General features: G+C 75.1%; 27 protein-coding genes. 18 read left to right on the top strand and 9 right to left on the bottom strand.

Annotated features, from left to right (window positions below; all coding sequences use genetic code 11):
* Positions 1–161 precede the first annotated feature (161 nt).
* Together ACFC1T_RS12100 and ACFC1T_RS12105 are read right to left on the bottom strand one after the other, a co-directional pair.
* Complete coding sequence (locus ACFC1T_RS12100; RefSeq protein WP_375886939.1) at positions 162–1,346, bottom strand: glycosyltransferase; 1,185 nt, start codon at positions 1,344–1,346, stop codon at positions 162–164.
* On the bottom strand, positions 1,343–1,642 hold the full coding sequence (locus ACFC1T_RS12105) for a hypothetical protein (protein WP_375886941.1): 300 nt from the start codon (positions 1,640–1,642) through the stop codon (positions 1,343–1,345). The genes ACFC1T_RS12100 and ACFC1T_RS12105 overlap by 4 nt, the downstream gene beginning before the upstream one ends.
* 233 nt (positions 1,643–1,875) lie before the next feature.
* Between ACFC1T_RS12105 and ACFC1T_RS12110 the strand changes: the two genes are divergently transcribed.
* The 5 genes from ACFC1T_RS12110 to ACFC1T_RS12130 all read left to right on the top strand — a co-directional run bounded on the left by ACFC1T_RS12110 (position 1,876) and on the right by ACFC1T_RS12130 (position 6,722).
* Positions 1,876–2,808, top strand: a complete 933-nt coding sequence (locus ACFC1T_RS12110) for a 3-oxoacyl-[acyl-carrier-protein] synthase III C-terminal domain-containing protein (protein WP_375886944.1) — start codon at positions 1,876–1,878, stop codon at positions 2,806–2,808.
* A gap of 94 nt (positions 2,809–2,902) precedes the next feature.
* Complete coding sequence (locus ACFC1T_RS12115; protein WP_375886946.1) at positions 2,903–3,193, top strand: phosphopantetheine-binding protein; 291 nt, start codon at positions 2,903–2,905, stop codon at positions 3,191–3,193.
* A gap of 4 nt (positions 3,194–3,197) precedes the next feature.
* Positions 3,198–4,028: a hypothetical protein gene (locus ACFC1T_RS12120; RefSeq protein ID WP_375886947.1), complete on the top strand. Its 831-nt coding sequence runs from the start codon at positions 3,198–3,200 to the stop codon at positions 4,026–4,028.
* Positions 4,025–4,702, top strand: coding sequence for a 4'-phosphopantetheinyl transferase family protein (locus ACFC1T_RS12125; RefSeq protein WP_375886950.1), 678 nt, complete (start codon positions 4,025–4,027; stop codon positions 4,700–4,702). The genes ACFC1T_RS12120 and ACFC1T_RS12125 overlap by 4 nt, the downstream gene beginning before the upstream one ends.
* 100 nt (positions 4,703–4,802) lie before the next feature.
* Positions 4,803–6,722 (top strand): condensation domain-containing protein, encoded by a 1,920-nt coding sequence (locus tag ACFC1T_RS12130; protein WP_375886953.1) that lies wholly within the window; start codon positions 4,803–4,805, stop codon positions 6,720–6,722.
* Positions 6,723–6,751: 29 nt separating this feature from the next.
* On the opposite strand, the gene ACFC1T_RS12135 is transcribed toward ACFC1T_RS12130, so the two are convergent.
* Positions 6,752–7,420 carry a hypothetical protein gene (locus ACFC1T_RS12135; RefSeq protein WP_375886956.1) on the bottom strand — a complete coding sequence of 223 codons (669 nt, stop codon included), beginning with the start codon at positions 7,418–7,420 and terminating at the stop codon, positions 6,752–6,754.
* Positions 7,421–7,515: 95 nt separating this feature from the next.
* Positions 7,516–8,148 carry an RNA polymerase sigma factor gene (locus tag ACFC1T_RS12140; RefSeq protein ID WP_375886958.1) on the bottom strand — a complete coding sequence of 211 codons (633 nt, stop codon included), beginning with the start codon at positions 8,146–8,148 and terminating at the stop codon, positions 7,516–7,518.
* Positions 8,149–8,371: 223 nt separating this feature from the next.
* On the opposite strand from ACFC1T_RS12140, the gene ACFC1T_RS12145 reads away from it, so the two are divergent.
* The 6 genes from ACFC1T_RS12145 (at position 8,372) to ACFC1T_RS12170 (ending at position 12,824) form a co-directional block, all read left to right on the top strand.
* Complete coding sequence (locus ACFC1T_RS12145; RefSeq protein WP_375886961.1) at positions 8,372–9,175, top strand: SAM-dependent methyltransferase; 804 nt, start codon at positions 8,372–8,374, stop codon at positions 9,173–9,175.
* A gap of 126 nt (positions 9,176–9,301) precedes the next feature.
* Positions 9,302–10,189, top strand: a complete 888-nt coding sequence (locus tag ACFC1T_RS12150; protein WP_375886963.1) for a hypothetical protein — start codon at positions 9,302–9,304, stop codon at positions 10,187–10,189.
* A 79-nt stretch (positions 10,190–10,268) separates the two neighbouring features.
* Positions 10,269–11,075 (top strand): SDR family NAD(P)-dependent oxidoreductase, encoded by an 807-nt coding sequence (locus ACFC1T_RS12155; protein ID WP_375886965.1) that lies wholly within the window; start codon positions 10,269–10,271, stop codon positions 11,073–11,075.
* On the top strand, positions 11,072–11,851 hold the full coding sequence (locus tag ACFC1T_RS12160) for a polysaccharide deacetylase family protein (protein WP_375886966.1): 780 nt from the start codon (positions 11,072–11,074) through the stop codon (positions 11,849–11,851). The genes ACFC1T_RS12155 and ACFC1T_RS12160 overlap by 4 nt, the downstream gene beginning before the upstream one ends.
* Positions 11,852–11,916: 65 nt before the next feature.
* Entirely contained in the window at positions 11,917–12,114 is a 198-nt protein-coding gene (locus ACFC1T_RS12165) for a hypothetical protein (protein WP_375886969.1), read from the top strand.
* Between the two features lie 206 nt (positions 12,115–12,320).
* Positions 12,321–12,824 carry a hypothetical protein gene (locus tag ACFC1T_RS12170; RefSeq protein WP_375886972.1) on the top strand — a complete coding sequence of 168 codons (504 nt, stop codon included), beginning with the start codon at positions 12,321–12,323 and terminating at the stop codon, positions 12,822–12,824.
* 7 nt (positions 12,825–12,831) lie between these two features.
* Here the strand turns inward: ACFC1T_RS12170 and ACFC1T_RS12175 are convergent, their stop codons facing one another.
* The 3 genes from ACFC1T_RS12175 to ACFC1T_RS12185 all read right to left on the bottom strand — a co-directional run bounded on the left by ACFC1T_RS12175 (position 12,832) and on the right by ACFC1T_RS12185 (position 16,057).
* A complete protein-coding gene (locus ACFC1T_RS12175) occupies positions 12,832–13,911 on the bottom strand; it encodes a hypothetical protein (protein ID WP_375886974.1) in 1,080 nt (359 codons plus the stop codon).
* A 13-nt stretch (positions 13,912–13,924) separates the two neighbouring features.
* Positions 13,925–14,869, bottom strand: a complete 945-nt coding sequence (locus ACFC1T_RS12180; RefSeq protein WP_375886976.1) for an NAD-dependent epimerase/dehydratase family protein — start codon at positions 14,867–14,869, stop codon at positions 13,925–13,927.
* 63 nt (positions 14,870–14,932) lie between these two features.
* Positions 14,933–16,057 carry a DegT/DnrJ/EryC1/StrS family aminotransferase gene (locus ACFC1T_RS12185; protein WP_375886979.1) on the bottom strand — a complete coding sequence of 375 codons (1,125 nt, stop codon included), beginning with the start codon at positions 16,055–16,057 and terminating at the stop codon, positions 14,933–14,935.
* A 391-nt stretch (positions 16,058–16,448) separates the two neighbouring features.
* Between ACFC1T_RS12185 and ACFC1T_RS12190 the strand changes: the two genes are divergently transcribed.
* The 4 genes from ACFC1T_RS12190 to ACFC1T_RS12205 all read left to right on the top strand — a co-directional run bounded on the left by ACFC1T_RS12190 (position 16,449) and on the right by ACFC1T_RS12205 (position 21,765).
* Positions 16,449–18,665 (top strand): MMPL family transporter, encoded by a 2,217-nt coding sequence (locus ACFC1T_RS12190; protein WP_375886981.1) that lies wholly within the window; start codon positions 16,449–16,451, stop codon positions 18,663–18,665.
* A gap of 200 nt (positions 18,666–18,865) precedes the next feature.
* Complete coding sequence (locus tag ACFC1T_RS12195; protein ID WP_375886982.1) at positions 18,866–20,329, top strand: sensor histidine kinase; 1,464 nt, start codon at positions 18,866–18,868, stop codon at positions 20,327–20,329.
* Complete coding sequence (locus tag ACFC1T_RS12200) at positions 20,326–21,000, top strand: response regulator (protein WP_375886984.1); 675 nt, start codon at positions 20,326–20,328, stop codon at positions 20,998–21,000. The genes ACFC1T_RS12195 and ACFC1T_RS12200 overlap by 4 nt, the downstream gene beginning before the upstream one ends.
* Positions 21,001–21,117: 117 nt before the next feature.
* A complete protein-coding gene (locus ACFC1T_RS12205) occupies positions 21,118–21,765 on the top strand; it encodes a hypothetical protein (RefSeq protein ID WP_375886986.1) in 648 nt (215 codons plus the stop codon).
* A gap of 86 nt (positions 21,766–21,851) precedes the next feature.
* On the opposite strand, the gene ACFC1T_RS12210 is transcribed toward ACFC1T_RS12205, so the two are convergent.
* Positions 21,852–22,601, bottom strand: a complete 750-nt coding sequence (locus ACFC1T_RS12210; protein ID WP_375886988.1) for a DUF4097 family beta strand repeat-containing protein — start codon at positions 22,599–22,601, stop codon at positions 21,852–21,854.
* 177 nt (positions 22,602–22,778) lie between these two features.
* Complete coding sequence (locus ACFC1T_RS12215) at positions 22,779–23,609, bottom strand: SAM-dependent methyltransferase (protein WP_375886990.1); 831 nt, start codon at positions 23,607–23,609, stop codon at positions 22,779–22,781.
* A 244-nt stretch (positions 23,610–23,853) separates the two neighbouring features.
* Here ACFC1T_RS12215 and ACFC1T_RS12220 point away from each other — a divergent pair, with 244 nt between their 5' ends.
* The 3 genes from ACFC1T_RS12220 to ACFC1T_RS12230 all read left to right on the top strand — a co-directional run bounded on the left by ACFC1T_RS12220 (position 23,854) and on the right by ACFC1T_RS12230 (position 26,317).
* Positions 23,854–24,201, top strand: coding sequence for a PRC-barrel domain-containing protein (locus tag ACFC1T_RS12220; protein ID WP_375886992.1), 348 nt, complete (start codon positions 23,854–23,856; stop codon positions 24,199–24,201).
* Between the two features lie 99 nt (positions 24,202–24,300).
* Positions 24,301–24,567: a metal-sensitive transcriptional regulator gene (locus ACFC1T_RS12225; protein WP_030553044.1), complete on the top strand. Its 267-nt coding sequence runs from the start codon at positions 24,301–24,303 to the stop codon at positions 24,565–24,567.
* 316 nt (positions 24,568–24,883) lie between these two features.
* Positions 24,884–26,317 carry an endonuclease/exonuclease/phosphatase family protein gene (locus ACFC1T_RS12230; protein ID WP_375886995.1) on the top strand — a complete coding sequence of 478 codons (1,434 nt, stop codon included), beginning with the start codon at positions 24,884–24,886 and terminating at the stop codon, positions 26,315–26,317.
* Positions 26,318–26,319: the final 2 nt, after the last annotated feature.

Consider the following 26,319-nt stretch of genomic DNA (forward strand, 5'->3'; position numbering starts at 1 on the left):
CCGGAACTCCCGTACGGGGATGGGCTGCCACGGCACCCGGGAAAGGGCGGGCTCGGCGCCTGGGAAAGGCGGTGTTGCTGCGACACCCTAGAGGCGGACCAGGCCCGGAGACAATGGCCTAGACCAATGGACGTGTGATCACCTGTTCTGCTAAGGGGCGGTCACGGGGCGGTCACCGGGGGCTGCGGCCGAGGGCCCAGCGCCTCGAGCCGGTCCGCGGCCGCCGTCGCGCCGCCGCCCGCCAGCAGGTCCCGGCCGACCTGAACCGCGCGGCCCCGGTGCTCCGTGGAGTCGAGTACGGCGGTGAGCGCCGCCGCCAGCCGCTCGGGCGTGACCCGGGCGAACGGCACCCGCAGGCCCGCCCCGGCCGCCGCCACCTGCGCGGCGACGAAGGGCTGGTCGTGCCGGATCGGCGCGGTCACCAGCGGCACCCCGTGCGCCAGCGCCTCGCCCACGGTGTTCATCCCGCCGTGGCAGAGCACCGCGTCCAGCTCGCCGCGTGCCAGCAGCTCCAGCACCGGCGCCCGGTCCACCGCCACCGCGTGCGGGGGGAGTTCGGACGGCGGGGGCAGCAGCTCGCGCGGCGCCGCGAACACCGGCTGCACCTGCGGGCCACACAGCTCCAGCGCCCGGACGGCCCGGGCGAGGAAGTCGGCGCCCAGCTCTCCGGCCAGCGTGCCCATGGTGACCAGCACCCGCCGCCGCCCGGGCAGCAGCCGCTGCCAGGGGAAGTCCGGATCGTGCGGGCGCGGCGCGAGCACCGGCCCGACCTGCGCGTGGTGCGGCGGCGCGGCGCCGCCGGTCAGCGCCGGCCCGGTGGTGGCCAGCACCAGGGCGGGGGAGAAGCGCGGGTCCAGGTACTCCTCGGCGGGCAGCCCGGCCCGCTCCCACAGGCCGCGCAGCAGCCCGGTCATCCAGGCCTCGACCTGCGGCAACGCCCGGTAGGGGCGGCCCAGTTCCATCGCCCCGGGCGCGAAGGACGCCCACGGCAGGCCGTGCCGGTGCGCGACCAGGGCGCCCGCCGGGGTGTGCTGGTCGACCAGCAGCACGTCCGGCCGGTACTCCCGCACGAGGGTGTCCAGCGGCTTCGCGGTGAACCGGGCGTACGGGACGATGAAGCCCTCCCAGAGCGAGCGCAGCGCCGCCAGGCCGTGCCCGCCCTGGGCCCGGAAGGCCCGGGTGCCGGTGCCGAGCACCCGTGCGTCCGGGCCGAGCAGCGGGCGCAGCACCGACTCCGTGCCGGTCCAGGCGACTTCGTGACCGCGTGCGGTCAGTTCGGCGGCGATGCCCGCGGCCGGGTTGACGTGTCCGGTGAGCGGCGGCATCACCAGCAGGAACCGGGTCATCGGCGGTCCTCCTCGGGGAGCAGGGCCTGGAGGTCGGCGACGGTCAGCGCCTCCAGGGCGGCCAGGTCCAGTCCGGCCCGCAGGGCGGCCAGGTCGGCGGCGGGGCCGAAGCGTGCGGGCAGTCGGACGGCCAGCTCGGCGAGTTCGCACTCGTCCAGCAGCAGGTCGCCGTCCAGGCGGGCGTCCGGGGTCAGCCGGTCCGCCCAGGCGGGCGGCGCGCCGGCCACCTCGGCCAGCAGGGCGGCCAACACCCGGTTCAACGGCTGCGCGGGGAGGGCTGGTTCACGGTCTGACATGGGAGGTTCTCCCGTCCGGTCGACGGTGCGGAGTGGCGTGCGGAGTGGTGTGCGGGGTGGCGTGCGCAAGGGCGGTGCGGAGTGGGGTTGCGCGGCGGCCCCGGTGGAGCGGCCCGCGCGTGGCGCCGGCGGCCCGGGGAGGGCGGCTCCGAGGGCGTCCGAGGAGGCGGTCGCGCAGGAGAAGCGCCCGAGATCACTTGTGCGACCAGGCGGGCGTCGGAATACTAGCCCGGGTGACCGCACTGGAGGCAGTGGCCGTTCACCTCCCCCCACACGCCGTGCCCATCGAGGCGGTGGGCGAGCGCATCGGCCTGACCCCACGTCAACTCCGTCTCTTCCGCCGCTTCCACGGCCTGGACCAGCTGCGACTGGATCCGGGCGGGACGCTGCCCGACCTGCTCGACGCAACCCTCGACGACCTGCCGGAGCTGCGCGGACGCGAACAGCACGTCCGCTTCGTGATCCACGCCCGCAGCATGCCGGTGGCCGTGCCCTACCCGCTCAACCCCCTGCACGAGGTGCTCGCCGGCCGTGGGCTGGCGCACGCGAGCGCCTTCACCGTGACCCACCACGCCTGCGCGGTGGGCCTGTTGGCCATCGACCTGGCGGGCCGACTGCTGGCCGGCGATCCCGACCCGCAGGCCCTCGCCCTGGTGCTGGCGGGGGAGAAGACCTTCACCAAGGACGCCCAGGTGGTGCCGGAGACCGGGATCTTCGCCGAGGGCGCGGCCGCCTGCCTGGTCAGCGCGGACGGGCCGCAGCACCGGGTGCGCTCCTTCGCGGTGCGCCAGCGCCCGGAGTTCGACGGCCGGCTGGCCGAGGACGCGGAGCTGCTCGCCCGCTACCAGCGGGAGTACCCGAACGTCATGGTGGAGGCGATCGAGGCCGCCCTCCAGCAGGCCGGTCTGGACCTCTCCGACCTGGCCGCGGTGCTTCCGCACAACGTCAACCAGGCGTCGTGGCGGATGATAGCGCGGCGGATCGGCTATCCGCTCGACCAGGTGGTGCTGGACAACGTGCTGTCGGTCGGGCACAGTTTCGCTGCGGACAGCCTCATCAATCTTCACACCGCCACCACGCGGGGGCTGATCCGCCGCGGCGACCACTACCTGATCGCCGCCGCCGGTATCGGGGCCACCTTCTCCGCGATGGTGATGCAGTACTGACGATCCGTCAGTCGACCGCTCGAACCACCGGGCGCGTTTCCCACGTTGTCAATCCAGAGCACACTTCCCACACGCACGACGGGACGGGACACCCATGTCAGAATCACTGGTCCAGACCACTGACCCCGAGCTGCGCGAGCGGATCCTGCACGGCATCGGCGAACTCCTGCCACGCGTGCTCAAGCGCGAGCTGCCCGAGATCCCCGCGGACGCCTGCCTGTTCGACGACCTCGGCCTCACCTCGGCCGGCACCATCGAGCTCATCCTGGAGCTGGAGGAGTCGCTCGACATCCAGGTGGACGTGGAGCAGATCACCGAGGACGACCTGCGGTCGGTCACCAAGCTGGCCGACTACGTCGCCGGGCACCTCATCGCCGAGGACTGACCGGGTGCCCGTCGGTCCCCCCGGTTCCCCTGTCGGCGCTCCCGCTCCGGCCGGTGCGCCCGCCCCGGCCGGACTGCGGATCACCCGGGCCCTCGCCCGGTGCTCCGACGGCCGTTCGGAGGCCTCGCTCGACCCCGACCTGCGGGTCTTCGTCTCCGACCTGGTCCGCCCGTACGGCCTGCCGCTGCGCGAGGACCTGCTGCGCGAGGGCGTCGGCCACTCCTACGAGGAACTGGCCGCCGGGCTGCTGCGCGAGGCGGTGGGCGAGGACGAGCCGGTGGACCTGCTGATCCTCGCCTTCGACATCCCGGACGTGCGCCCCGGCGCACCGTCCTCGCTCGCGCTCAGCCGGTCCGTCCCCGGCGGGCCGCTGGCCTTCGCGGTCTGCGACCAGGGCAGCGCCGCGGCGTTCACCGCCCTGCGGCTGGCCGCCGAGTACCACCGCACCGGAGCCTGCCGCCGTGCGGTGGTGGTGCTCGCCGAACAGACCGCGCTGCACTACGAGCCGGCCGAGCCGGTGGCGCTGCCCCGGCGGCACGCCGTGGTGGTGCTGGTCTGCGAGGAGGAACCGGGCGAGGGACTGACCGTGCGGCAGCAGCACCACCCCGCCGACCGCCCGGCGTCCGCCGTCCGGGCCCGGACGGCGGAGCTGGGCCCCGGGGCGGCGGTGCTGGACGCGACCGGCGCCGACGACGGGCGCGCCGCGCAGCCGTTCACCGGCCCATGGGCGGAGCTCGCCGAGCGGCTGCCCGAGTGGCGGGCGCAGCGGCGCCCGCTGCTGGTCGCCGGGCTGGACCGCCGGCTCGGGGTGCTGAGCACCCTGGCCCAGCCGTGACCGCCGTCGACCTGCGGCTGATCGACGCCGATCAGCCGGCCGAGGTGGTCGCCCGGCTGTGGCGGACGCTGGACGCGGAGGAACGGGCCCGCGCGGTGCGGGCGGACGCCGTGCGGCGGAGCCGGTTCACCGTGGTGCGCGGCGCCGTCCGGGAGCTGGTCGCCGAGCGGCTCGGCATCCGCCCGGCCGAGGTGGTCTGGCGGCGGGGCCGGCACGGCAAGCCGGAGCCGGTGGGCGCGGGCGGGTTACGGGTGAACTGGTCGGCCGCGGAGTCGCTGGCGGTGCTGGCCCTGGCCGAGGGCCGGGCGGTCGGCGTCGACGTGGAGCGGCTGCGGGAGGCCCGGCTCGCCGAGCGGATGGCGGCCCGCTGGTTCCCCTTCGAGGAGGCGCGCTTCGTCGCGGAGGCGGCCGAGCCCGCCGAGCGGGCGGCCCGGTTCACCGTGCTCTGGTGTCGCCGGGAGGCTTGCGTGAAGGCGTACGGCGGGCGGCTGGTCCAGGCGCTCGGGGTGTCCGTGGCGGGCCCCTCCCCGCTGTCGGTGGCGGATCCCGGCCCGCTCGGGGCCGGTCCGGTGGGGCTGCGCGACGTGTCCGTCCCGGAGCAGTACCGGGCTGCCGTCGCTCTGCTCGGAGACTGTCCTGATCAGGTCAACTCCCTTGCCTGGTCAGCGAGTTGATTGACCGTCGGCTCGCCTGGACGATCACCGGCGGCCGCTGGTAGCGTCCGCCCGTACTCCCCGCTGAGACCTTCCCGGCGAGCCGAAGGGCACGTACGACGTGACTGCGCACCACGCTGCACCGCGAGCTGCCGACCCGCACGAGACCGACCCACACCAGACCGACCCGCACGACGCCGACCCGCGCGAGGCGGCACCGCACGGCCCGACCCGGGCGCACCGGCGGATCACCGTCCGCTTCGCCGCGACGAGCGGCGGCTCGGGGCCGCTCACCCGGGGCCAGGACAACATGATCCGGTGCATCCGGCGCGACGCCCCCGAGGCGATCAACAAGGAGTCGGTCTGGCCCGTGCCGCCCGGCGCCTCGCTCGCCGCCGGTCTGGACGCGCTGCGGCTGCTGGTCGAGCGGCACGAGTCGCTGCGCACCTCCTTCCCGCCCGGCCCCGGTCCGGACGCCTTCCCGGTGAGCCAGGTGGTGCGCGGGGACGGCCGGTTCGCCGTCACCGCGGTCGAGGCGGGTGGTCTGGATGTCCGTGAACTCGACGCACTGGCAGCCGAGTTGGGGCAGGCCGACGTCGCGGTGCCGGTCCCTCTGGACATCGTGCCGAGGATCCGCTTCACCCTGCTCGTCGACGGGCAGCAGCTGCTCCGGCTGATCGCCGTGGTCTGCCACGCCGGTGCCGACGGCGCGGCCACCGCCCTGCTGATCCAGGACTGGTACGCCCTCGCGGCCGGGAAGGAGCTCCCGCCCGTCACCGCCCCGACGCCGATCCAGATCGCCGCCGCCGAACAGAGCCCACAGGGCCGCCGCCGGGCGGCCGGTGCGTTGCGGCACTGGGCCCGGGTGCTGGGCAGCGGCCCGCAGGTGGTGTTCGCCGACTCCCGGATCACCGGCCCGCCGAGCGGCCCCGCCGCCCTGATGGTGCGCTCCCGCACCGCGGCCGCCGACCTCGCCGCGGTCTGCCGCCGCACCGGCGCGAGCCCCTCCGTCGTCCTGCTCGCCGCCTTCTCCGCCCTGGTCGCCCACCGGGCCGGGCGTGCGGAGCTGGCCGTCTCGGCGCTCTCCGCCAACCGCCAGCGCGCCGCGCTGCTCGACCACGTCGGCACCCTCGCCCAGGACGCCCTGATCCTGCTCGACACCGGCACCGCCGACCTCGACCAGCTGATCGGGCGTACCAAGTCGGCCTCGCTGAGCGCCTACTGGCACAGCATGCTGGACGCCGAGCAGGTCTGGCAGCTGGTGGAGGACGCCGCACACGTGCGCGGCTCCCGGTTCGCCCGCCAGGTGGTCGTCAACGACCTGAGCCTCACCATCCCGGCCGCCGTCGCCGACGCCCAGCCGGCCGCCACCGCCGACCCCGAACTCACCCCGCTGCCGGCCCCGCCGCTGCCCGTCCGGCTGATGTTCACCATCCTGCGGATCGCCGGGAGCCTCGACTTCGCCCTGATCTCCTGCCCCCAGGTGCTCGACCCCGAGGAGACCGAGCGCTTCGCCCGGGCCCTGCTCGACCTGCTCGCGAAGGCCGCCGTGGGGCCCGTCCCGCTCGCCGAGCTGCACGCGGCCCCCGGCCCGCCCGCTGCTGCTGCCGGCGGCGACGCGAGCGGCGGTGACTGGCAACTCGTCGACGGGGCCCGGATCGACCTGGCAGCCGTCCGCGGCCTGGTCGGTGCCGCACTCGACACCGCCCTGGACACCGGCCTGGACACCGGCCTGGACGCCGGCCTGGACACCGGCCTGGACACCGGACCCGGCGGCGGCCCCGACCCCGCTCCGTCCTTCCGCCCCGACTGTCGGGTCACGGTCGAGGACGGCAGGTTGACCGTCGACCTGACCACCGCCGACCCCCACCTGACCCCCGCCGACGTGCACCGCGCGGTGGTCGCCGCGCTCCCCGGCCGGGACACCGCGATGGCGCCGCAGCACTACCGGATCCACCACCTCGGCCCGGACGGCGAGCGGCTCGCCGCGGGCAGCGGCCGTGACCCGGAGGTCGTCGCCCGGTTCGCGGCACTCACCTGAACGTGGGACCGCGGGGCCGGCGGGGGTCGTCACCCCAACGGGTCCCGCCGGTCCTGCGGTTCCTCCTCGCCGAACGCCCGGGAGGGGTCCCAGGAGCACGCCGAGGTCGCGCCGGAGGTGAGCCCCCACGGGTTCGGCACCTCCTCCTCGTCCCCGTCCTGCAGCGGCAGCCGGTCGATCACCGCGACCAGCGCGGGCGGCAGTTGCGGGGCCAGCCCCCGGTGCACCCGGGCGAGGATGTCCCGCCGCGCGTCCTCCGGCAGCAGCGGCCGGCTCATCCGCAACGGCCGCGGCCCGGGTGGGCGTTCGGCCGTCGACAGCTGTTCGGACCAGGCCCGCCAGTAGTCGGCGTCGTCGGTCTCGCCGAGCATCAGGTGGTGCAGGTGGAGGCAGTACGCGGCGGTCCCGCTGCCCGAGCCGGCCGCGAAGCGCCACCAGAACTCGGCGCCCTCCTCCTTGCCGGTGGCGTACAGCAGGGCGCCGAACACCTCGGCCCCCTCGGGCTGGATCCGGCGGGCGTTGACCAGCAGGTCCAGCCCGCGGGAGGCACAGGGCGCGCCCAGCACCAGGGCGACCACCAGGCCGAGTTCGAAGGCGGCCTGCTCGTGCTCGGTGGGCAGGTGGGCCGGGGCGGCGGTGATCCGGGCCTGCCGCAGGGCCGCGATCCGCTCGGCGTGGGCACGTTCGGACCGGGGCACGTGGAACACCGCGCGCCCCCCGTCTGCCGTACGCTCCCCGCTCACCCCGTCGGCCGCACCCGTCCCGTCCCCACGTCGCTCCACCCCGTCGGCGTTCACGCTTCGCCGCCGCGGTCCGGCAGTTCACCCACCCCGAGCCGGCGGGCCAACCGCTCCCGGGCGTGCCGGAGGTTGGAGTGCACCGTGGCCACCGGCCGCCCCAGGTACGCCGCGATCACCTTGGCGTGCAGGCCCAGCAGGTAGCGCAGGATCACCACGTCCCGCTGCCGGTCCGGCAGTTCGAGGATCGCCGCGTACAGCCGCACCTCGTCCGCCTCGCTGTGCAGCAGCCCGTCGGCGACCTGCTTGAACGCCCCGATCACCGCCGCGAAGGTGACCGCCTCCACCTCGACCGGCTCCTCGGCCGAGACCCAGTCCCCGACGTGCCGGTTCGCCAACCGCCAGGCGTACGCGGCCGGTTCCTCGAACCGCAGCACCTGGGGCCAGCAGCGGGCCAGGTCGGCCTTGACCGCCTCGACCACCAGTACGGCGTCGGTCTGGCTGCCTATCCTGGTCAACGCGAGGGCGTGCCAGGCGGGTTCGTGGGTCTCGCAGAAGGCGGCGTAGGTGAGGTCCAGTCGCAGGCCCGGCTCCATCACCGCCATCCGCTCCACCCCTGCGGCACCGGCGTGCTCCACTGCCGTCCCGCCCCGGTACCCGCGCGCGGGGGCACCCCTGTCGATCGTCATCGAGCCTGCTTTCCGTGGCCGTCGGCTGCGCACCGGGCCACCCGAGGGTCGGGCTGTCCGCGCCCATCCTCATTCCATCAGGCTCGTCACTCCAGGCTGCAAAGCGAATACAGATTGTCATCCCATCCGATTCCATGCGAATTCGGGCCGGCCGGGGGACGATTGGCCCCCGGACGCGGTGGGCAGCAATCGGACGGTGTCCACGGAGCCGAGGGGGAGGGCCATGAGCCTCTACGACGGGGTCGACCTGCGGCTGAACGTGCCGCACTCGGCCCGGATGTACGACTACTACCTGGGCGGCTTCACCAACTTCGCCGCCGACCGCGAGGCCGCCGGCCACGTCCTCGCCATCGCCCCCTGGGTACGCGACGCCGCCCGGGCCAACCGCGGCTTCATGCACCGCTCGACCCGAGCCCTCGCCCAGGCCGGCATCGACCAGTTCCTCGACATCGGCACCGGCATCCCCACCTCGCCCAACCTCCACGAGGTGGCCCAGGGCATCCACCCCCACGCCCGGGTCGTCTACGCCGACAACGACCCGATCGTGCTCACCCACGCCCAGGCCCTGCTCACCGGCACCGCCGAAGGCCGCACCGCGTACGTCGAGGCCGACGTCACCGACGTCGCCGGGCTGCTCGCGGCGCCCGGCCTGCGCGAGACCATCGACCTCACCCGCCCGCTCGCGCTCTCGCTGAACGCGCTGCTGCACTTCGTCCCCGACGCCCGCGGCGCGTACGAGCTGGTCGAAGGCCTCAAGGCGGTGCTCGCCCCCGGCAGCGCGCTGGTGATGACCCACCTGACGCCCGACTTCGCCCCCGAGGAGACGGCGCGCATCGTCGGGGTCTACCAGGCCGCCGGCACCGCCCTCCAGGCCCGCACCCGGGTCCAGGTCGCCCGCTTCTTCGACGGCTGGACCCTGCTCGACCCGGGTGTCGTCCCGCTCCAGCACTGGCGGCCCGACCCCGGCGAGGCCCCCGTCCCCGCCGCCGACGCGGCCGGCTACGCGGGCGTGGCGCTGCGGCCCTGATCCCGCGGTTCGCCCCGGGTCGAACCAGGGCGAACCGGGACGGTCGGGACGCCGTCCACCCGTGCACCCCCGCCGCGCCGGGCCCAGACTGAGTGGTGAACCGCTGCCGCCCCGCGAGGGAGACGCATGCTGCTGGGACTCACCACCGCGCTGGTCGCCACCGTCTGCTTCGGCTTCGGGGCGGTGTTCCAGGCGCGCGGGGCGCGGTCGGCGCCGCGCGCGGACCGGGTGCGGGCGGGCCTGCTGGCCGCGCTGCTGCGGTCCTGGCAGTTCATCCTCGGGACGCTCCTGGACATCCTCGGCTTCGTGCTGAGCATCGTCGCCCTGCGCAGTCTCCCGCTGTTCCTGGTGCAGGCCGTCACCAACGCGAGCCTCGCCGTCACCGCCCTGGCCGCCGTCTGGCTGCTGGGCGCACGGCTGCGACGCGGCGACGCGGCGGGCATCGCCGCCGTCGTGGTGGGCCTCGGCCTGCTGGCCCTGGGCTCCGGCAAGGAGGGCCGGGAGTACGCCCCGGCGGCCTTCCACTGGGCGCTGCTGGCGACCACCGCCGTGATGCTGCTCGCCACCCTGGTCCTGGTCCGCCGGGAGGGCACCCCGGCCGCGGCCGGCCTCGGCCTGCTGGCGGGCGTCGGCTTCGGGATCACCAGCCTCGCCGTGCGGGTCCTGGACGCCTCCACGCTCACCGCCGTGCTCACCGATCCGGCCGCGTACGCCCTGGCGGTCGGCGGACTGGGCGGCTACCTGGCGTACGCGCTGGCCCTGCAGCGCGGCACGGTGACGGCGGCGACGGCGGCCGGGACGGTGGCCGAGACCTTCGGCCCGGCCCTGGTCGGGGTGGTGTCGCTGGGGGACTCCGCGCGCCCCGGCTTCGCCTGGTGCGCGCTGACGGGCTTCGCGGTCGCGGTGGGCGGCACCTTCCTGCTGTCCCGCTTCGGCGAACTGGAGGGCGGCCCGGCCGAACTGTCGGCCCCGCACCCGGACGCCGAGGCCCAGCCGGCCGTACCGCCCCGGTAGCCCGGACGGCTCCTCCGTGCGAAGGTGACGTGCCGGACAAAACGGACGGCAGAACGCCCACGGACCCGGCAGGTGCGCGATGACGGAGGAAGCCGTGACGTCGGAGGACGCCCAGGCCCGGCCCCGGCGCTCGGGGTCGACCGACCGCCCCGTCGCCCTGATCACCGGCGCCTCCTCGGGCATCGGCCTGGCCACCGCCACCCGACTGGCCGACGCGAACTGGCGGACCCTGCTCTCCGGCACCGACCGCACCCGCCTCGACGCCCTCGCCGAACGCACCGGCGGCGTCGCCCTCCCCGAGGACCTGAACAAGCCGGACGGCGCCGCCCGCCTCGCCGAGGCCGCGCTCGCCGCCGCCGGGCGGGTGGACGTCCTGGTCGCCAGCGCCGGCCTCGGCTGGCGCGGCCCGTTCGCCGACACCCCGTCCGACACCCTCGACCGGATGATCGAGGTCAACCTGGCCGCCCCGCTGCGGCTGATCCGGCTGCTGCTGCCCGGGATGCTGGAGCGCCGGCACGGCCGGATCGTGCTGCTCGGCTCGATGGCGGGCCAGGTCGGCGTGCGCGACGAGTCCGGCTACTCGGCCACCAAGGGCGGACTGACGATGTTCGCCGAGAGCCTCTGGTACGAACTGCGCGGTACCGGGGTCGGCGTCCGCCTCGTCCTGCCCGGCGCGGTGGACACCCCGTTCTTCGACCGCCGCGGCACCCCGTACCAGCGCGAACGCCCGCGCCCGGTCTCGGCGGAGCGGGTCGCGGACACCGTGGTCGCGACCATCACCACCGAGCGGGACCGCCTCTACGTCCCGCACTGGCTCGGCTTCCCGGCCCGGATCCACGGGGTCGCGCCCGGCGTGTTCCGCCGGATGGCCGCCCGCTTCGGGTGAGACCCCCGGCTCCGCCGGCCCCCCTGGCGACCCTGGCCCGTCGGGCGGGCACCGGCCTCGCCCTCGCGGCCGGCCTGGAGTTCCTGCACCTCGCCCCGGCAGCGGTCCGCCTCCCGCCGCTGCGCCGCACCCTGGCCCGCGGCACCGCCGGGTACGGCACCGCCCCGGGCCACCTCGCCCTCACCTTCGACGACGGCCCCGACCCGCGCAGCACCCCGTACGTCCTGGACGCCCTCGACGCCCTCGGCGCCCGCGCCACCTTCTTCCTGCTCGGCGGGATGCTGGAACGGGCCCCGGACCTCGGCCGGGACCTGGTGCTGCGCGGCCACGAGGTGGCCGTGCACGGCTGGCACCACCGGCAGCAGTGGTACCCGGCCCCGGCCCGCGACCTGCGCGAACTGCGCCGCGCCGCCGAGGCGGTGACCGACCTGTGCGGCGTCCGCCCGCACTGGTACCGCCCGCCGTACGGCGTACTGACGGCCGGTCCGGCGCTGGCCGCCCGCCGGCTGGGCCTGCGCACCGTGCTGTGGACGGCCTGGGGGCGGGACTGGACGGCCGAGGCCACCGGCGAGTCCGTCTACGCCACCGCCCGCCCCGGCCTCACCGCCGGCGCCACCCTCCTGCTGCACGACTCCGACTGCACCTCCGCCCCGGACTCCTGGCGCGCCACCCTGGCCGCCCTCCCGCTGATCGCCGCCCACTGCCGCGCCCGCGCCCTGACCCTCGGCCCGCTGCGGGACCACGCCGTCCCACCCCTTGCCCACGGCGCACGGTAGTTGGGACCATCGACGAGGTCGCGCCCACCACGGGGGCGGGCGCGCCGACAACGGGGGAGGCAGCCATGCCCGACTGGTCAGGCGGACTGGCGCACGCGATCGCGGCGGCCGGCATCGTCACGGCGGCCCTGAGCGGAGCCGTCGCGCCGGACGCCGACGCCCAGGCCCAGGCGGGCCCGGACCGCTACGGCACCGCCACCGCCACCGTCCAGGGCGCCCAGGACATCCGGGACACCCAGGGCCCGACCTACATCCCGGCCTAGGGTTCGCGCCCGGAAGTGCCCGGAAGCGCCCGGAAGCGCCCGGAAGCTCCTGGACCAGGGCCTTGCCGACGCTTTACCCTCCCTTGAAGCCGTCCGACCGCACCCGATGCGGTCGGCAATTCCAGGTGGGGGTCGGAGAGTTGTCGAAGCGGGTCGGTACCCGTGTCGGGCCGGCGGCCCTGGCGTCCGTGCTGCCGGTGGCGGTCGTGGGGGTGCTCGTTGCGGGGGCGCTGGTCTCGGGCTGCTCGTCGGCCGGCGGGGACGGTCCGGCCACGACCGCCCCGACCCCGGCCCGACTCCGCTCGGACACCGAGCCGTTGCAGCGCCGCTTCCCGGAGCTGGGCCCGCTGTCCGGAGCGACGTGGGTCGGCGCGGTGCTGGGCGGCGGGCCCGGTGACGCCCGGGCGGCGGTACCGGGCCCGACCGATGTGCGCGTGGACGGCTTCGCCGGGATCGAGCCCGCCACGCTCGCCGCGATCACCGGGAGCGGGAGCGGGGGCGGCAGCTGGCAGCCGGGGCCGCTCGGCTGCCCGGGCCTCCCGGACGTGCTGGAAAGGGAGTTGGGCGACGGCCGGCAGGCGACCTGGCTGCACAGCGAGGACTACGACCGCTCGGTCACCCACGGCCGGTACACCGGGTCGTTCTTCTTCGACCGGGAGCGCAGCCGGGTCTTCTTCTGCACGGTGAACCCCGAGGCCCACGGCGGCTGAGGGCCGCTCACCCCAGTCCCACCCGCTCCAGGGCCGCGCCGAAGCCCTTGCTCCAGGCGTCCGGGGTGGCGCCGGGCGAGGGGTCGGGCTCGGGTCGGCCCAGCGCGGCCAGCGCGTTGCGGACCACCTCGGCCGGGCGCGCGGTGGCCACGTCGGCATGGCCGAGCTCCAGTTCGTGCTGGAGGTTGTCCCGCCCGTGGCCCTGGACGACGTCGAGCAGCAGCAGCCGGCGCCCGAGGGCCCTGGCCTCGCTGCAGGTGTCGCCGGAGCTGGTGACGACCAGGTCGGCGGCGGCCATCAGGGCCGGGATCCGGTCGGTGTAGCCGAAGGCGTGCAGCCGCGGTTCCCGGCGGGCGGCCGCCCGCAGCCGCAGTTCCAGCTCCCGGTTGCGCCCGGCCACGGCGAGCACGTGCGGCCCGGTGGCGGCCAGCGAGGCGGCGGTGCGGGCGATCGGCCCGAGCCCCCAGGAGCCGGACATCAGCAGCACGCACCCGGCGTCCGCCGGCACACCCAGGTCGGCCCGGGCCTCGGCCCGGCCGGGCGGCCGGTAGAACGGCTGCCGCAGCGGCGCGGGCAGCACGGCGACGTCGGCGTCGGGCCGGTAGCGGCGCACGGCGCAGGCGGCGACCTCGGAGGTGACCAGGAACAGGTCGGTGCCCTCCTGCACCCAGAGCCGGTGCGGGGTGACGTCGGTGCAGAACACGAAGTGCCGGAACTCCCGCCCCGGCAGCCGGTTGACCGCCGAGCTGGCGGTGGCGAACACCGAGACCACCAGCTGCGGCCGCTGCGCCTCGACGAGCGCGCCGAGCGCTGGGACGAGTCGGCTGCGCGCGGCCGCGTCGGCGAGCAGGGCGAGCCGGGCGCCCGGGCGCAGCGCCGAGAAGTGGAACGCGTCGTAGACCCCGGGCAGGTCGAGCAGCCGCCGGAAGACGGCTTCCCCGGCGGCGCCCGACCGCTGCCCGAGCAGCGCCATCGCGTCCACGGTGGCGGTGCTCCAGCCGCGCTCGCGCAGGGTGTCGGCGCAGGCCTGGGCCATCACGTCGTGGCCCTGGCCGAGCGAGCCGGAGACCAGCAGGGCGTGCGGCATCGGGCGTTCCGGGTCAGCCGGCGGCGGGGGCGGCGGCGCCGGCCCGGTACCAGTCGGCGTAGCGGTGCACGCCGTCGGCGAACTGGGTCCTCGGCGACCAGCCGAGCAGCCGTTTGGCCTGGGCGGAGGAGATCCGCCGCCCGGTGTAGTCGGCCTTGCGCCCGTCGATGTGCTCGATGGTGACCGGCCCGAGCAGCCGGTCGACGGTGTCGGCGATGTCGCGCACCGAGACGGCCGTGGAGCCCTCCAGGGCGAAGGTCTGGTCCTCGGCGGCGGGGGAGAGGGCGCGGACGTGGGCGTCGGCGAGGTCCTCGACGTAGACGAAGTTGCGGCTCTGCCGGCCGTCCCCGGCGATGGTGATCGGCCGCCCCTCCAGCGCGGCCTGGACGAACCGGGCGACGACCAGTTCGTCGCGCATCCGCGGCCCGTACGGGATGCCGTAGCGCAGGATGGTGAAGTGCTGCCCGTAGAGCTCGCGGTAGCTGTGCACCAGCATCTCGGCGGCGAGTTTGGTGGCCACGTACAGGTGCCCGCTGTGTTCTAGCTCGATCGGTACGTGCTCGTCCAACTCCTGTTCCCCGCCGTCGAGTTGGTCGTCGGTGAGGGCTGCTCCGTAGACCCAGACGGTGCTCGCCAGGACGGTGCGGCTCAGTCCGCTGCGCCGGGCGGCCTCCAGGACGGCCTCGGTGCCGTCGATGTTGGTCCGCACCGCCCGGACGGGGTCGGCGGACACCTGCTCGACGTCGGCCATCGCGGCCAGGTGGTAGACCACCTCGCTGCCGGCCAGCGCCGAGGTCAGCGCGGGCAGGTCGAGGATGTCGAGGCGGGCGTGTTCGGCGTCGGGGTTGAGGTACTTGTCGGTGGTGTCCACGGCGAGCACCTCGTGGCCGGCCGCGATCAGGTGGTCCACGACGTGTGAGCCGATGAACCCGCAGCCCCCGGTGACGGCTATCCGCACGGTCTTGCTCCTTTCGGTCCGGCTGTCCGGTCTGTCCGGCTGTCCGGCTACGCGGCAGGCCGGCTAGCCGGCCATCCGCCGGTGCACGGTGGAGACGGCCTCGACGACCAGCTCCGTCTCGTCCTCGGTCATGTCGGAGTGCACCGGCAGGCAGACCTGCCGGGCGCAGACGTCCTCGGCCACCGGCAGCGGACCTCCCCGGTAGGGGGCGAGGACGGGCTGGAGGTGCAGCGGCAGGTCGTAGACCTCGCCGGACATCCGCACCCCGTACTCCTCGGCCACCGCCTTCTTGAAGGCGGCGCGGTCGACGCCGGGCGCCAGCAGCGCCACGTACTTGTAGTAGTTGCCGCGGCTGCCGGGCGGTTCGAGCACCGGCCGCAGGCCGTCGACGCCGGCCAGCGCCGAGTCGTAGCGGCGGGCGACGGCCCGGCGGGTCTCGATGAACTCCTTGAGCCGGCGCAGGTGCACGGCGCCGACGGCGGCGTGCAGCTCGCTCATCCGCCAGGAGTACCCGAGCCGGACGTGGTGGTTGGTGCCGAAGGAGCCCTTGCCCTGGTCGCGGTGGATCCGGGCCTCGTCGCGCAGCTCGGGCGACTCGGTGAGGATCATGCCGCCCTCGCCGCTGGTGGTGACCTTGGTCGGGTAGAAGGAGAAGGCCCCGGCCAGGCCGAAGGTCCCGGCGGCCCGGCCGCCCAGGCTGCTGCCGTGGGCGTGCGCGGCGTCCTCGACCAGCGGGATGCCGCGCTGGTCGCAGAGCTCGCGCAGGGCGTCCACGTCCGGCGTGACGAGCCCGCCGATGTGGACGAGTACGACGGCTGCGGTATCCGGGGTGAGGGCGGCGGCCAGGGTCTCCGGGGAGAGCGCCAGGGTGGCCGGGTCGACGTCCGCGAACACCGGGCGGCCGCCCGCGTGCACCACGGCGCCGGCCGTGGCGTAGAAGGTGACGGCGGGGACGACCACGTCGCGGCCGCGCACGTCGACACCGCGCAGGACGATCTCCAGGGCCGCCGTGCCGCTGCTCACCGCGACGGCGTGCGAGGCGCCGTGCTCGGCGGCGAAGGCCTGCTCGAACCGCTCGGTCCACGGGCCGAGGGTGAGGGCACCGGTGGTGAGCATCTCGGTCACGGCGTCGGCGACGGCAGCGCGGTCGTTCTCGTCGAACACGATGCGGGCGGCTGGCACGCCCATGGGGCACCTCCGGCGGCGGGCTGGGGTCAGCACCGATCGGGACGGGTCGGCCCGGACCGGGGCAAAACGGTCGGGCCAGTGGCCCATCACGCTACTGGGCCGGGGCGGTCGCGGCCCGTCGTCACCGGCCGGCCGGGTGACCCGGGACTGCTCCCGCCGCAGGCCAACGGGCTGCTCCCGGCTGCTCCCGGTGCGGGGCGTGCGCTCCTCCGTACGGGGGAGGGCCCTACTGCGTCCGCAGTACGCAAACGGCCTGCGCAGGGACGACGACGGAGCAGGGGTCGGCGATCAAGGATTGGTCATGCTGCGAGCGGACCGCCTCCGGGGGGCCCGTTCCCGCACCCGTCCCCTCCGCGCACCTGCTTCCGAATCCGAAGGAGCCCGTTCCCCCGTGGCAACGATCCTGTACCGCCTTGGCCGATGGGCCTTCGCCCGGCGCCGGCTGGTGACCCTGCTCTGGGTCGCCGTGCTGGCGCTCGCCGGAGTCCTGGCGGCGAAGGCGCCCGCCGCACCCGACGACGGATTCTCGATGCCCGGCACGGAGGCGCAGAAGGCCTTCGACCTGATGAACGAGCGCTTCCCCGGCGGTCACGCCGACGGCGCCTCGGCCCGCCTGGTGTTCGTCGCGCCCTCCGGGCAGAAGATCACCGCCGGGCCGAACCAGCAGGCCGTCGAGAAGACGGTCGCCGAGCTCGCCCACGGCGAGCAGGTCACGGCCGCGGTGGACCCGTTCAAGATGCCGGGCGCGGTCTCCAAGGACGGCTCGACGGCCTACGCGACGGTCAGCTACTCCGCCAAGGCGGGCGAGGTGTCCAAGGGCGCCACCGACGCCCTCCAGCAGGCCGCCCAGCACGGCCGGGACGCCGGGCTCAAGGTCGAGATCGGCGGCAACGCGCTGATGGCCAAGCCCGACGCGGGCGGCAGCAGCGAGGCGATCGGCATGGCGCTGTCCGCCGTCGTCCTGGTGATCACCTTCGGTTCGCTGGTCGCCGCCGGCCTGCCGCTGCTCACCGCCGTGATCGGCGTCGGCCTCGGCATGTCGCTGATCACCGCGTTCGGCAGCGTGCTCGGCCTCTCCTCGACCACCGGCACGCTCGCCATGATGCTCGGCCTCGCGGTCGGCATCGACTACGCCCTGTTCATCGTGTCCCGCTACCGGGCCGAGCTCGCCGAGGGCCGCACCCAGCAGGAGGCGGCCGGCCGGGCCATCGGCACCGCCGGCTCCGCGGTGGTCTTCGCCGGCCTGACCGTGGTGATCGCCCTCGCCGGGCTCTCCGTGGTCGGCATCCCGATGCTCGCCAAGATGGGCATGGCCGCCGCCGGGACGGTCGTCATCGCCGTGCTGGTCGCGCTCACCCTGGTGCCCGCGCTGCTGGGCTTCATCGGCCGCCGGGCGCTGCCCCGCAAGACCCGCAAGGCCCAGGCCGACGGCGACGGCGCGGCGCGGCCGGTCGGCGCCAAGGAGAACGGCGGCTCCCGCTGGGCCCGGTTCATCGTGCGCCGCCCGCTCGCGGTGCTGCTGCTCGGCGTGGTCGGCCTCGGCGTGCTCGCCGCTCCCGCGCTCGACCTGCGCCTCGGCCTGCCCGGGGACGAGGCCAAGCCCACCTCCACCACCCAGCGCCGCGCCTACGACCTGCTGTCCGAGGGCTTCGGCCCCGGCTTCAACGGGCCGCTGACCGTCCTGGTGGACGTCAAGGGCACCGCGGACCCGAAGGCCGCCGCCGGCGAGGTCGCCAAGAGCGTCTCGGCCGTGCCGGGCGTGGTCACGGTCACGCCGCCGATGTTCAACAAGGCGGGGGACACCGCCCTGCTCAACGCCATTCCGGCCACCGGCCCGGCCGAGAGCGCGACCAAGGACCTGGTCCACACCATCCGCGGCCAGGCGGCCGGCCTCAAGGCCTCCACCGGGGCGACGGTGCTGGTCAGCGGTACGACGGCGATGAACATCGACGTCTCGCAGAAGCTCAGCGACGCGATGCTGCCCTACCTCGCCGTGGTCGTCGGCCTGGCCGTCCTGCTGCTGCTGGTGGTCTTCCGCTCCGTCCTCGTCCCGCTCAAGGCGGCGCTCGGCTTCCTGCTCTCGGTGGCCGCCGCGCTCGGCGCGGTCGTCGCGGTCTTCCAGTGGGGCTGGCTGGCCGACCTGATCGGCGTGGAGCAGACCGGTCCGGTGATGAGCATGATGCCGATCTTCATGATCGGCGTGGTCTTCGGCCTCGCCATGGACTACGAGGTGTTCCTGGTCACCCGGATCCGTGAGGCCTTCGTCCACGGCGAGGAGCCGGGCGAGGCCATCGTCACCGGATTCCGGCACAACGCCCGGGTGGTCACCGCGGCCGCCTTCATCATGATCGCCGTCTTCGCGGGCTTCATCGGGATGAGCGAACCGATGATCAAGATGATGGGTCTGGGCCTCGCCGCGGCCGTCGCCTTCGACGCCTTCGTGGTCCGGATGACGATCGTCCCGGCCGTCCTCGCCCTGCTCGGCCGCCGCGCCTGGTGGCTGCCGAGCTGGCTCGACCGCCTGATACCCGACGTCGACGTCGAGGGCAGCAAGCTGCACACCGCCGCCCCCGAACCGGCACCGGCCAAGGAGCCGGTCACCGTCTAGGTCCTGTCCGGGCCTGGGCCCGGCGCCACCCGGCTCGGACAACGGTTCGAGCCCCACCCGTTACCGTTGCTGTCGGGGCCGCCGTCCGCGCGCAGGCCCCGGCTCGGCGTTCCGCACCCCGCACCGGGGCGCGGCGCGACACCGACTGGCAGAACCCGGCGAGGGTGCCGCCAGGGCACCCCGACCCGGAGAACAGGACGATGAGCGACACCTGGCAGCGCCTGCGCCGTGAGCACCCCCGGGCGTTCGACATCGCCGGCGGCACGGCCCTGATCGGGATCACCGCCCTCGGCGCCACGATCGACCAGAACAGCGGGCGCTTCGCCCCGGTCGACCTGCCCACCGGCCTGCTCGCCCTGATCGCCGCGGTGGTCGTGTTCTTCCACCGCCGCCACCCGCGCGCCGTGGTCGCCGTCACGCTGCTCTGCACGATGCTGCTCGCCGTGGTCAGCCCCCGGCTCACCCCGACGCTGGCGACCCCGCTGCTGCTCGCGCTCTACTCCCTCGCCACCCGTACCGACCGCGCCACCGCGCTGCGCGCCTCCATCGTCACCGCCGTCCTGCTCAGCGGGATATCGCTGTTCCTCGGCCCCGGCGGCCCGCTCGGCGAGCGGCTCGGCGTCCTCGCCTGGGCCCTGCTGCCCGGCGCCCTCGGCGATTCCATCCGCAACCGCCGCGCCCACCTCGCCGCCATCGAGGAACGCGCCGAGCGCGCCGAACGCACCCGCGAGGAGGAGGCCCGCCGTCGGGTCGCCGACGAGCGGATCCGGATCGCCCGCGACCTCCACGACGTCGTCGCCCACCACATCGCCCTCGCCAACGCCCAGGCCGGCATCGCCGTCCACCTCATGGACAGCCACCCGGTGCAGGCCCGCGAGGTGCTCAGCCACATCACCGACGCCACCGGTTCCGCCCTCCAGGAGCTGCGCGCCACCGTCGGCCTGCTGCGCCGCGCGGAGGAACCCGCCCCGCTCGAACCCGCCCCCGGCCTCGACCGGCTGCCCGAGCTGATCAACGCCTTCGAACGGGCGGGCCTGCCGGTGCGGCTCGCCGTCGAGGGGGAGGCCCGGCCGCTGTCGCCCGGCGTCGACCTCACCGCCTTCCGGATCGTCCAGGAGTCGCTGACCAACGTCGCCAAGCACGCCCACGGCGCCGACGCCGAGGTCACCCTCTCCTACAGCGGCAGCCGGGTCGCCGTCAGCGTCGCCAACAGCCGCCCGACCAGACCCGGGCGCCCCCGCACCGCCCTGCTGCCGCCGCCCGCCCCGGGCGAGAGCGGCTTCGGCCTGATCGGCATGCGCGAACGGGCCGGTGCCGTGGGCGGCCGCCTCACCGCCGACCGGCAGTCGGACGGCGGCTACCTGGTCACCGCCGAACTCCCGCTGCGCACCGGTGCCCGGGAGGACGTCGCGCCCCCGGCGGTGGACACCGCCCGGGCCGTGAGCACGCCCGGACCGGGCCACCCGGCCCCGAACGCCGCCAGGGACCGGCCCGCCCACGCCTTCTGGCGCGACTGCACCGTCCGGCCCGTCCGCCCCACCGGCTCCGGCCACCCCACGGACTCCGACCGCCCCACCGGCCCCGTCGGCTCCCCCGACCGGGCCGCCCCCGCCGACCCGACCCGACCCGATCACGCCATCCGGAAGGACAAGGACCGCGCATGACCATCCGCGTGCTGCTCGCCGACGACCAGGCCCTGCTGCGTGGCGCCTTCCGGATGCTGATCGACGCCGAGGAGGACATGGAGGTGGTCGGCGAGGCCGCCGACGGCCGGGAGGCGGTCGAACTCGCCCGGGCCACCAAGCCCGACCTCGTGCTGATGGACATCCGGATGCCCGGCGCCGACGGCCTCGGCGCCACCGCCGAGATCTGCGCCGACGAGGAGCTCTCCGGCACCCGGGTGCTCATCCTCACCACCTTCGAGATAGACGAGTACGTGGCCCAGGCGCTGCGCGCGGGCGCCGGGGGCTTCCTCGGCAAGGGCGCCGACCCGAAGGAACTGCTCGCCGCCGTTCGCACCGTCGCGGCCGGCGAGGCCCTGCTCTCGCCCGCCGCCACCCGCGCCGTGATCGAGCAGTTCCTCGCCCAGCCCGACCCGGCCGCCGCCGCGTCCGCCGAGCGGCTGGCCGTGCTCACCGCCCGTGAGCGCGAGGTGATGTCGATGGCCGCCACCGGGCTCACCAACGAGGAGATCGCCGAGCGGATGTTCGTCAGCCCGTTCACCGTCCGGACCCATGTGCACCGGGCGATGTCCAAGCTGGACGCCCGGGACCGCGCCCAGCTCGTCGCGATCGCCTACCAGTCCGGGCTGGTCCCGCCCGGCCGCCCGGCCTGACGCAACGTCAATCCTCCGTCGCGGAAGCCGTTCAAGATCCGGTCCTGGCCGAAAACCGACGCCGAACTGGTGTATCAGCGAGTAGTCTTCCGATGACTCAGAATGAGGAGGATGTTCGTGGAAACCAAGGACACGGCCGGCGAGGTGCGGATTCTCCAGCCGTTGCCCGAGCGCACGGGGGGCGGGTCGCAGGCGTTCGAGCTGCGGCTCGCGCGTCTGCTCCGCGTGCTCGGGGCCGAGGTCGCGACGGGGGCGGACTACGCCGGTGCGGCCCGATGGGAGGTCCACAAGGCGCTCACCGGCCGGTCCGAGCTGCCCGAGGAGTACTTCGAGCCGCTGTTGGAGGCGGCGGTCCACGACCCCAACCCGAGCTTCAACCGCCGCTTCGTCGAGCCCGCCCTGATCGCCTTCGGCCAGCGCCGGGTCCGGCTGGCCCTGCTCGACTACCTGCGGACCGGCACCAACCCGGAGCGGGCGGGCGCCGCCCGGGCCTGGTACTGGACGGCGCTGACGGTCCGCGGTGGCCGGCACGCGACCGCCGACGAGGGCGCCACGGTCCGCGACAGCTGGAACCGGGCCGCACTGCGGGAGTTCGTCGGCAACGAGGACCTGGACGTCCGCCGCTGCATCCTGCCCGGCCTGCCCCTGGTGCCGCGCGCCTACCCGGCCGACCTGCACACCCTGGTGGAGGCGGCGGTCACCATCGCCCGCTCCCACCCCGACGAGTACATCCGCCACCGCGCCGAGGTCCAGACCGCCCTCTGACCCTCCGGCCCTCTGCCCCGCCCGCTCCGGGTGCGCGCGGACCGACACGCGCCCCCGGAGCGCCGGCGCCCCCGGCCCGGGGCCGGTCAGCCGGTCTTGACGGTGATGTCGCCGATGTCCGTGCCCAGGTCCAGCTTGTACTTGCCGTTGGGGTCGTTCTGGACGCCGATGTGCTTCTCGCCGATGTCCGTCCCGGCGCTCACGTGGTAGGAGCCGGCGGGGACGGTGACGTGGATCTCGCCGTTGGAGGTGCTGGCCTTGATGTCCTGGGCCTTGCCGGGGGTGAGGTTGATCCCGCCGTTGTCGGTCTTGGCCTGGATCCGGTCGCCCTTGAGCGAAGTTCCCTTGATCTCACCGTTGTTGGTGCGCACGTCGACCGAGCCGGCGGCCTGGTCGACGGAGATGTCCCCGGCGTCGGTGTGGACGGAGACCTCGCCGATCTGGGAGAGGTGGATCCCGCCGGCGGAGGTGCCGCCGCTGACCGGCAGTCCGGCGGGCAGCTCGACGGTGTAGTCCACCGAGCAGTTGTGCCCGCAGCCGCCGAGGACCAGCACCCCGCCGTCGACCCGGGTGCTCGTGCCGGGCTTGCCGCTGTGGTACGTGATCTTCCGGTGGACGGAGACGCCCCCGGTGCCGGTCCTGCCGTGGACGGTGACGTCCCCGGAGGAGTTGTCGAGCTTGACCGCGGTGACCTTGTCGGACACGGTCGCGTCGTCGCTGAACGAGGTGCCGACCGGATCGCAGGCGGTGAGCACCGCGGTGGCGAGCCCGGCGGCCAGGACGACCCCGGCGTAGCGGTAGGTGAGTCGGTGGACGTGGCGGCGGTCGTGGACCATGGTGGTTCCCCCCAAGTCATGCGCGTGCGTGGCGTGCTGACCCCGTGCGACCGCCCCGCTCCGGAGCCGTCCCGACGACAGTAGCCGGGGCCCCGGGGCCGGGGCGGTGGTAAAAACCCCCCAATCGGCACTCCGGCCAGCACCACCCCGTTCCACCGCACCGCATGTGACGCCGGGTCAGGTCTTGCGCGCCACCGCGCCGTACATGCTCACCCGCTCCGCGCCCGGGGCCGGTTCCCCCTCCGGCCGCCAGAGCGGAACGGTGACCACCCCGGGCTCCAGCAGCTCCAGCCCGTCGAAGAACTCCCGCACCTGCTCCCGGCTCCGCCCGACCAGCGGCGCGGTCGCCTTGTCGTACACGCCGGTGACCCGGTCCCGCACCGCGGCGGGGATGAAGTCGGCCGTGCCGTGCGAGAGCACCAGGTGGCTGCCGGACGGCAGGGCGGCGAGCAGCGTGGCCACCGCCCGGTACGGCTCGTCCTCGTCGCGCAGGAAGTGCAGCACGGCGGCGAGCACCAGCCCGACCGGCCGGGAGAAGTCGAGCAGCCCCTCGGCCCGGACGGCCTCCAGCACCGCCGCCGGCTCCCGCAGGTCGGCCCGCAGCACGGTGGTGCGTCCGGGCCCGGAGCCCGCCATCAGCGCGCGGGCGTGGCTGAGCACGATCGGGTCGTTGTCGACGTAGACGACCCGGGCGGCCGGGTCCACGGCCCGGGCGATCTCGTGGGTGTTGCCGGCGGTGGGGATGCCGGTGCCGACGTCGAGGAACTGGTCGACGCCCAGCCCGGCGACGCAGCGCACCGCCCGGGTCAGGAAGCCCCGGTTGGCCCGGGCGGTGGAGCGGAACTCCGGGTTGGCGGCGAGCGCCTTCTCGGCGGCGGCGCGGTCGGCGGGGAAGTTGTCCTTGCCGCCCAGGTAGTAGTCGTACATCCGGGCCGGGTGGGGCGTGTCGGGCCGCAGGTCGGCCGGTATCCGGGGGTCGCCGGACTCCCACATGCTCGTGTACCCCATGCCTGCCGCCCCTCTGGCCGTCCCGGCCGGGGCGCTCCCCGGGCGGGCTGTTCCCGAACGTCGGCGGACAGCCTAAAGCCCAGGTCAGTGCCCTGGTGGCGGTTGGCCGGCTCGCCCCCGTATGTCCCTTTCGTGGTGCCCCGGCGGCGGTCCCGGCGGAGGATGGGAACTCCGGGGGCCGGCGGCAGGGGCCGACGGCAGTGGCAGCGCGTGACACGGGAGGTCCGGGTCCATGGGAATCGCTATGGCAGACATCCGCGAGTGGCGGGGCCAGGACGTGGTCGACGAGAACGGCAAGCGGATCGGCACGCTGGAGTCGGTCTACGTCGAGACGTCCACCGACGAGCCGTTCTTCGCCACCGTCACGATCGGCGTGATGGCCAAGCGCCGCCTGGCCTTCGTCCCGCTGGAGGGGGCGGTGGCCGGTCCGGCCTACCTGCGGGTGGCGCACCCGCGGAGCAAGGTCAAGGACGCCCCGGCGATCGGCACCGACGACATCCTGCCCGCCACCGACGAGCCCGAGGTGTTCGCGTACTACGAGCTGCCGTACGCGACGGGCGCCGCGGGCGAGCGGCGGCTGGCCCGGCGCTGATCCCGCCGCCCGCTGCGGGACGATCTTCGTCCAGCCGGGAATGAATACCCCACCGGGTACACTTGTCCATCGACAGTCGAGGTGAAAGGCGGCCCGGACATGCAGGTGGACGAGGAGGCGGTCGGCGCGGTCCTGAACCGACTGCGTCGGGCCCAGGGCCAGTTGGCCGGGGTGATCGCGATGATCGAGGCGGGGCGGGACTGCAAGGACGTGGTCACCCAGCTCGCCGCCGTCTCGCGCGCCCTGGACCGGGCCGGGTTCAAGATCGTGGCGAGCGGGATGCGCCAGTGCATGGCCGCCGCCGACGAGGACGGCGCGCCGATGAGCGAGGCCGAACTGGAGAAGCTCTTCCTCGCCCTGGCCTGATCGCCCCGGCCCGAGGCCCCGGCCTCAAGGCCGCCGCAAGGCCGCACCGCGAGCCCGCCCCCGAGGGCCGCGACGGATCACCCGTCGCGGCCCTCCGCGCATGTCCGGAGCCGGTCGCGCCACGGAGTTCCCGAACCGCCCGATGCCCCGTCACGCGCCGTTCACGTCCCGGTCGCTGACCTTCGGATGAATGAGCCCGCCCCTAGTTGTACAGCCAACTGCGGGCATCCTCCCTCCCAGCCTCCGTGACCAGCCGCGTGCGGCCCCGGCGCCGTCCCCCGGCGGACCGGGCCCGTCGGCGGCGGACAGGACAACCGTGGCCGCAGGCAGCGCCCTGACCCCGACCTCATCCGGCAGCCCCGCCGAAGGCGACCGGCTCACCTTCCACTGGACCACCGATGCCCCCGACGCCAAGAACTGGGTCGGCATCTACGACGGCAGCCGCCAGCCCGGCACCGGCTCCTCGCTGCTCTGGAAGTACACCCCCGGCACCTCCGGCGACGTCCAGCTCGACACCTCCGCGCTGACCGGCGGCCCGTACACCGCCTACCTGCTGGCCAAGGACGGTTACGGCGTCCTGGCCCGGACCGCCCCGTTCAGCTTCCGCCCCAAGCCCCCGGTGGTCCGCCCGCACGCCGTCGTCGACTCCTTCACCGCCACCCCGGTCGCCCCCGGCGCGGCCGTGCGGATCCGGCTCGGCGGCCTCTGGTCCCGCCCGGCGGGCAACGCCCCCGGCTCGGCCGCCTACCGCAAGCTCGGCGGCGCGGCCTGGGCCTCGGTCGCCGCCGACGGCACGATCACCGGCACGGCGCCCGCCGCCGCCCGCAACCCCGAGCTGGTCGTGGTCGGCGTCAAGGACAGCACCGGCGCCACCGACACCGTCACCGTGCTCGTCCCCGTCGTGGACCAGGCCGCCCCGCCGCGGCTCAAGGCCGCCAGCTGGAACCTGCACGACGCCGGCAACGGCTGCACCGACGCGCTGGAGAAGCAGCTGCGGGTCGTCCTCGCCCAGGGGCTGGACGTGCTCGCCCTCCAGGAGACGGCCGGCGAGCGGGCGAAGACCCTGGCCGACGCCCTCGGCTGGTACTCCCTCCAGAGCCCGGGCAGCGTCGGCATCCTCAGCCGCTACCCGCTCACCGAACCGACCGCGGCCACCGCCGAGTTGCCCGCCGTCGCGGCCACCGTCCAGCTGCCCGGCGGCCGCGCCGTCCGGTTCTGGGCCGCACACCTCGACGAGGCGGGCTACGGCCCGTACGCCGTGCAGGACGGTGCCACCGCCGCCCAGGTGCTGGCTGCCGAGAACGCCTCGCTGCGGCTCAAGCAGGCCAAGGCGCTGGCCGCCGCCGTGCGCGCGGACGCCGCCCGGCGCCTCCCGGTGGTGCTGGCCGGCGCGCTGTCCTCGCCCTCCCACCTGGACTGGACGGCCGCCACCGCCGCCGCCCACCAGGGCGTCGGCGCGCTCGCCTGGCCGGTCACCAAGGAACTCCAGGCCGCCGGGCTGACCGACACCTTCCGCGAGGAGAACCGCGACCCGGCCAAGGTCCCGGGCGCGACCTGGTCGCCCACCCGCAAGCGCCGCGGCGACCGCCCCGAGCCGCAGGACCGGATCGACGTCGTCCAGTACACCGGAGCGCTGAAACTGGTCGAGGCGCACACCCTGGTCGCCGACTGGCCCCAGCCGGAGCCGAACACCGCCGCCAACGAGTGGCCCTCCGACACCGCCGCCGCCGTCGCCACCTTCCAGCTCTGAGA

This window comes from Kitasatospora sp. NPDC056076 (genome assembly GCF_042266305.1).
In the GTDB taxonomy this organism is placed as follows: domain Bacteria; phylum Actinomycetota; class Actinomycetes; order Streptomycetales; family Streptomycetaceae; genus Kitasatospora.

Bases quoted from the DNA above. Each gene is read 5' to 3' on its own strand.
- ACFC1T_RS12100 (WP_375886939.1), bottom strand. From the start codon at position 1,346: ATGACCCGGTTCCTGCTGGTGATGCCGCCGCTCACCGGACACGTCAAC.
- ACFC1T_RS12105 (WP_375886941.1), bottom strand. From the start codon at position 1,642: ATGTCAGACCGTGAACCAGCCCTCCCCGCGCAGCCGTTGAACCGGGTG.
- ACFC1T_RS12115 (WP_375886946.1), top strand. From the start codon at position 2,903: ATGTCAGAATCACTGGTCCAGACCACTGACCCCGAGCTGCGCGAGCGG.
- ACFC1T_RS12140 (WP_375886958.1), bottom strand. From the start codon at position 8,148: ATGACGATCGACAGGGGTGCCCCCGCGCGCGGGTACCGGGGCGGGACG.
- ACFC1T_RS12145 (WP_375886961.1), top strand. From the start codon at position 8,372: ATGAGCCTCTACGACGGGGTCGACCTGCGGCTGAACGTGCCGCACTCG.
- ACFC1T_RS12150 (WP_375886963.1), top strand. From the start codon at position 9,302: ATGCTGCTGGGACTCACCACCGCGCTGGTCGCCACCGTCTGCTTCGGC.
- ACFC1T_RS12155 (WP_375886965.1), top strand. From the start codon at position 10,269: ATGACGGAGGAAGCCGTGACGTCGGAGGACGCCCAGGCCCGGCCCCGG.
- ACFC1T_RS12165 (WP_375886969.1), top strand. From the start codon at position 11,917: ATGCCCGACTGGTCAGGCGGACTGGCGCACGCGATCGCGGCGGCCGGC.
- ACFC1T_RS12175 (WP_375886974.1), bottom strand. From the start codon at position 13,911: ATGCCGCACGCCCTGCTGGTCTCCGGCTCGCTCGGCCAGGGCCACGAC.
- ACFC1T_RS12185 (WP_375886979.1), bottom strand. From the start codon at position 16,057: ATGGGCGTGCCAGCCGCCCGCATCGTGTTCGACGAGAACGACCGCGCT.
- ACFC1T_RS12195 (WP_375886982.1), top strand. From the start codon at position 18,866: ATGAGCGACACCTGGCAGCGCCTGCGCCGTGAGCACCCCCGGGCGTTC.
- ACFC1T_RS12200 (WP_375886984.1), top strand. From the start codon at position 20,326: ATGACCATCCGCGTGCTGCTCGCCGACGACCAGGCCCTGCTGCGTGGC.
- ACFC1T_RS12210 (WP_375886988.1), bottom strand. From the start codon at position 22,601: ATGGTCCACGACCGCCGCCACGTCCACCGACTCACCTACCGCTACGCC.
- ACFC1T_RS12215 (WP_375886990.1), bottom strand. From the start codon at position 23,609: ATGGGGTACACGAGCATGTGGGAGTCCGGCGACCCCCGGATACCGGCC.
- ACFC1T_RS12220 (WP_375886992.1), top strand. From the start codon at position 23,854: ATGGCAGACATCCGCGAGTGGCGGGGCCAGGACGTGGTCGACGAGAAC.
- ACFC1T_RS12225 (WP_030553044.1), top strand. From the start codon at position 24,301: ATGCAGGTGGACGAGGAGGCGGTCGGCGCGGTCCTGAACCGACTGCGT.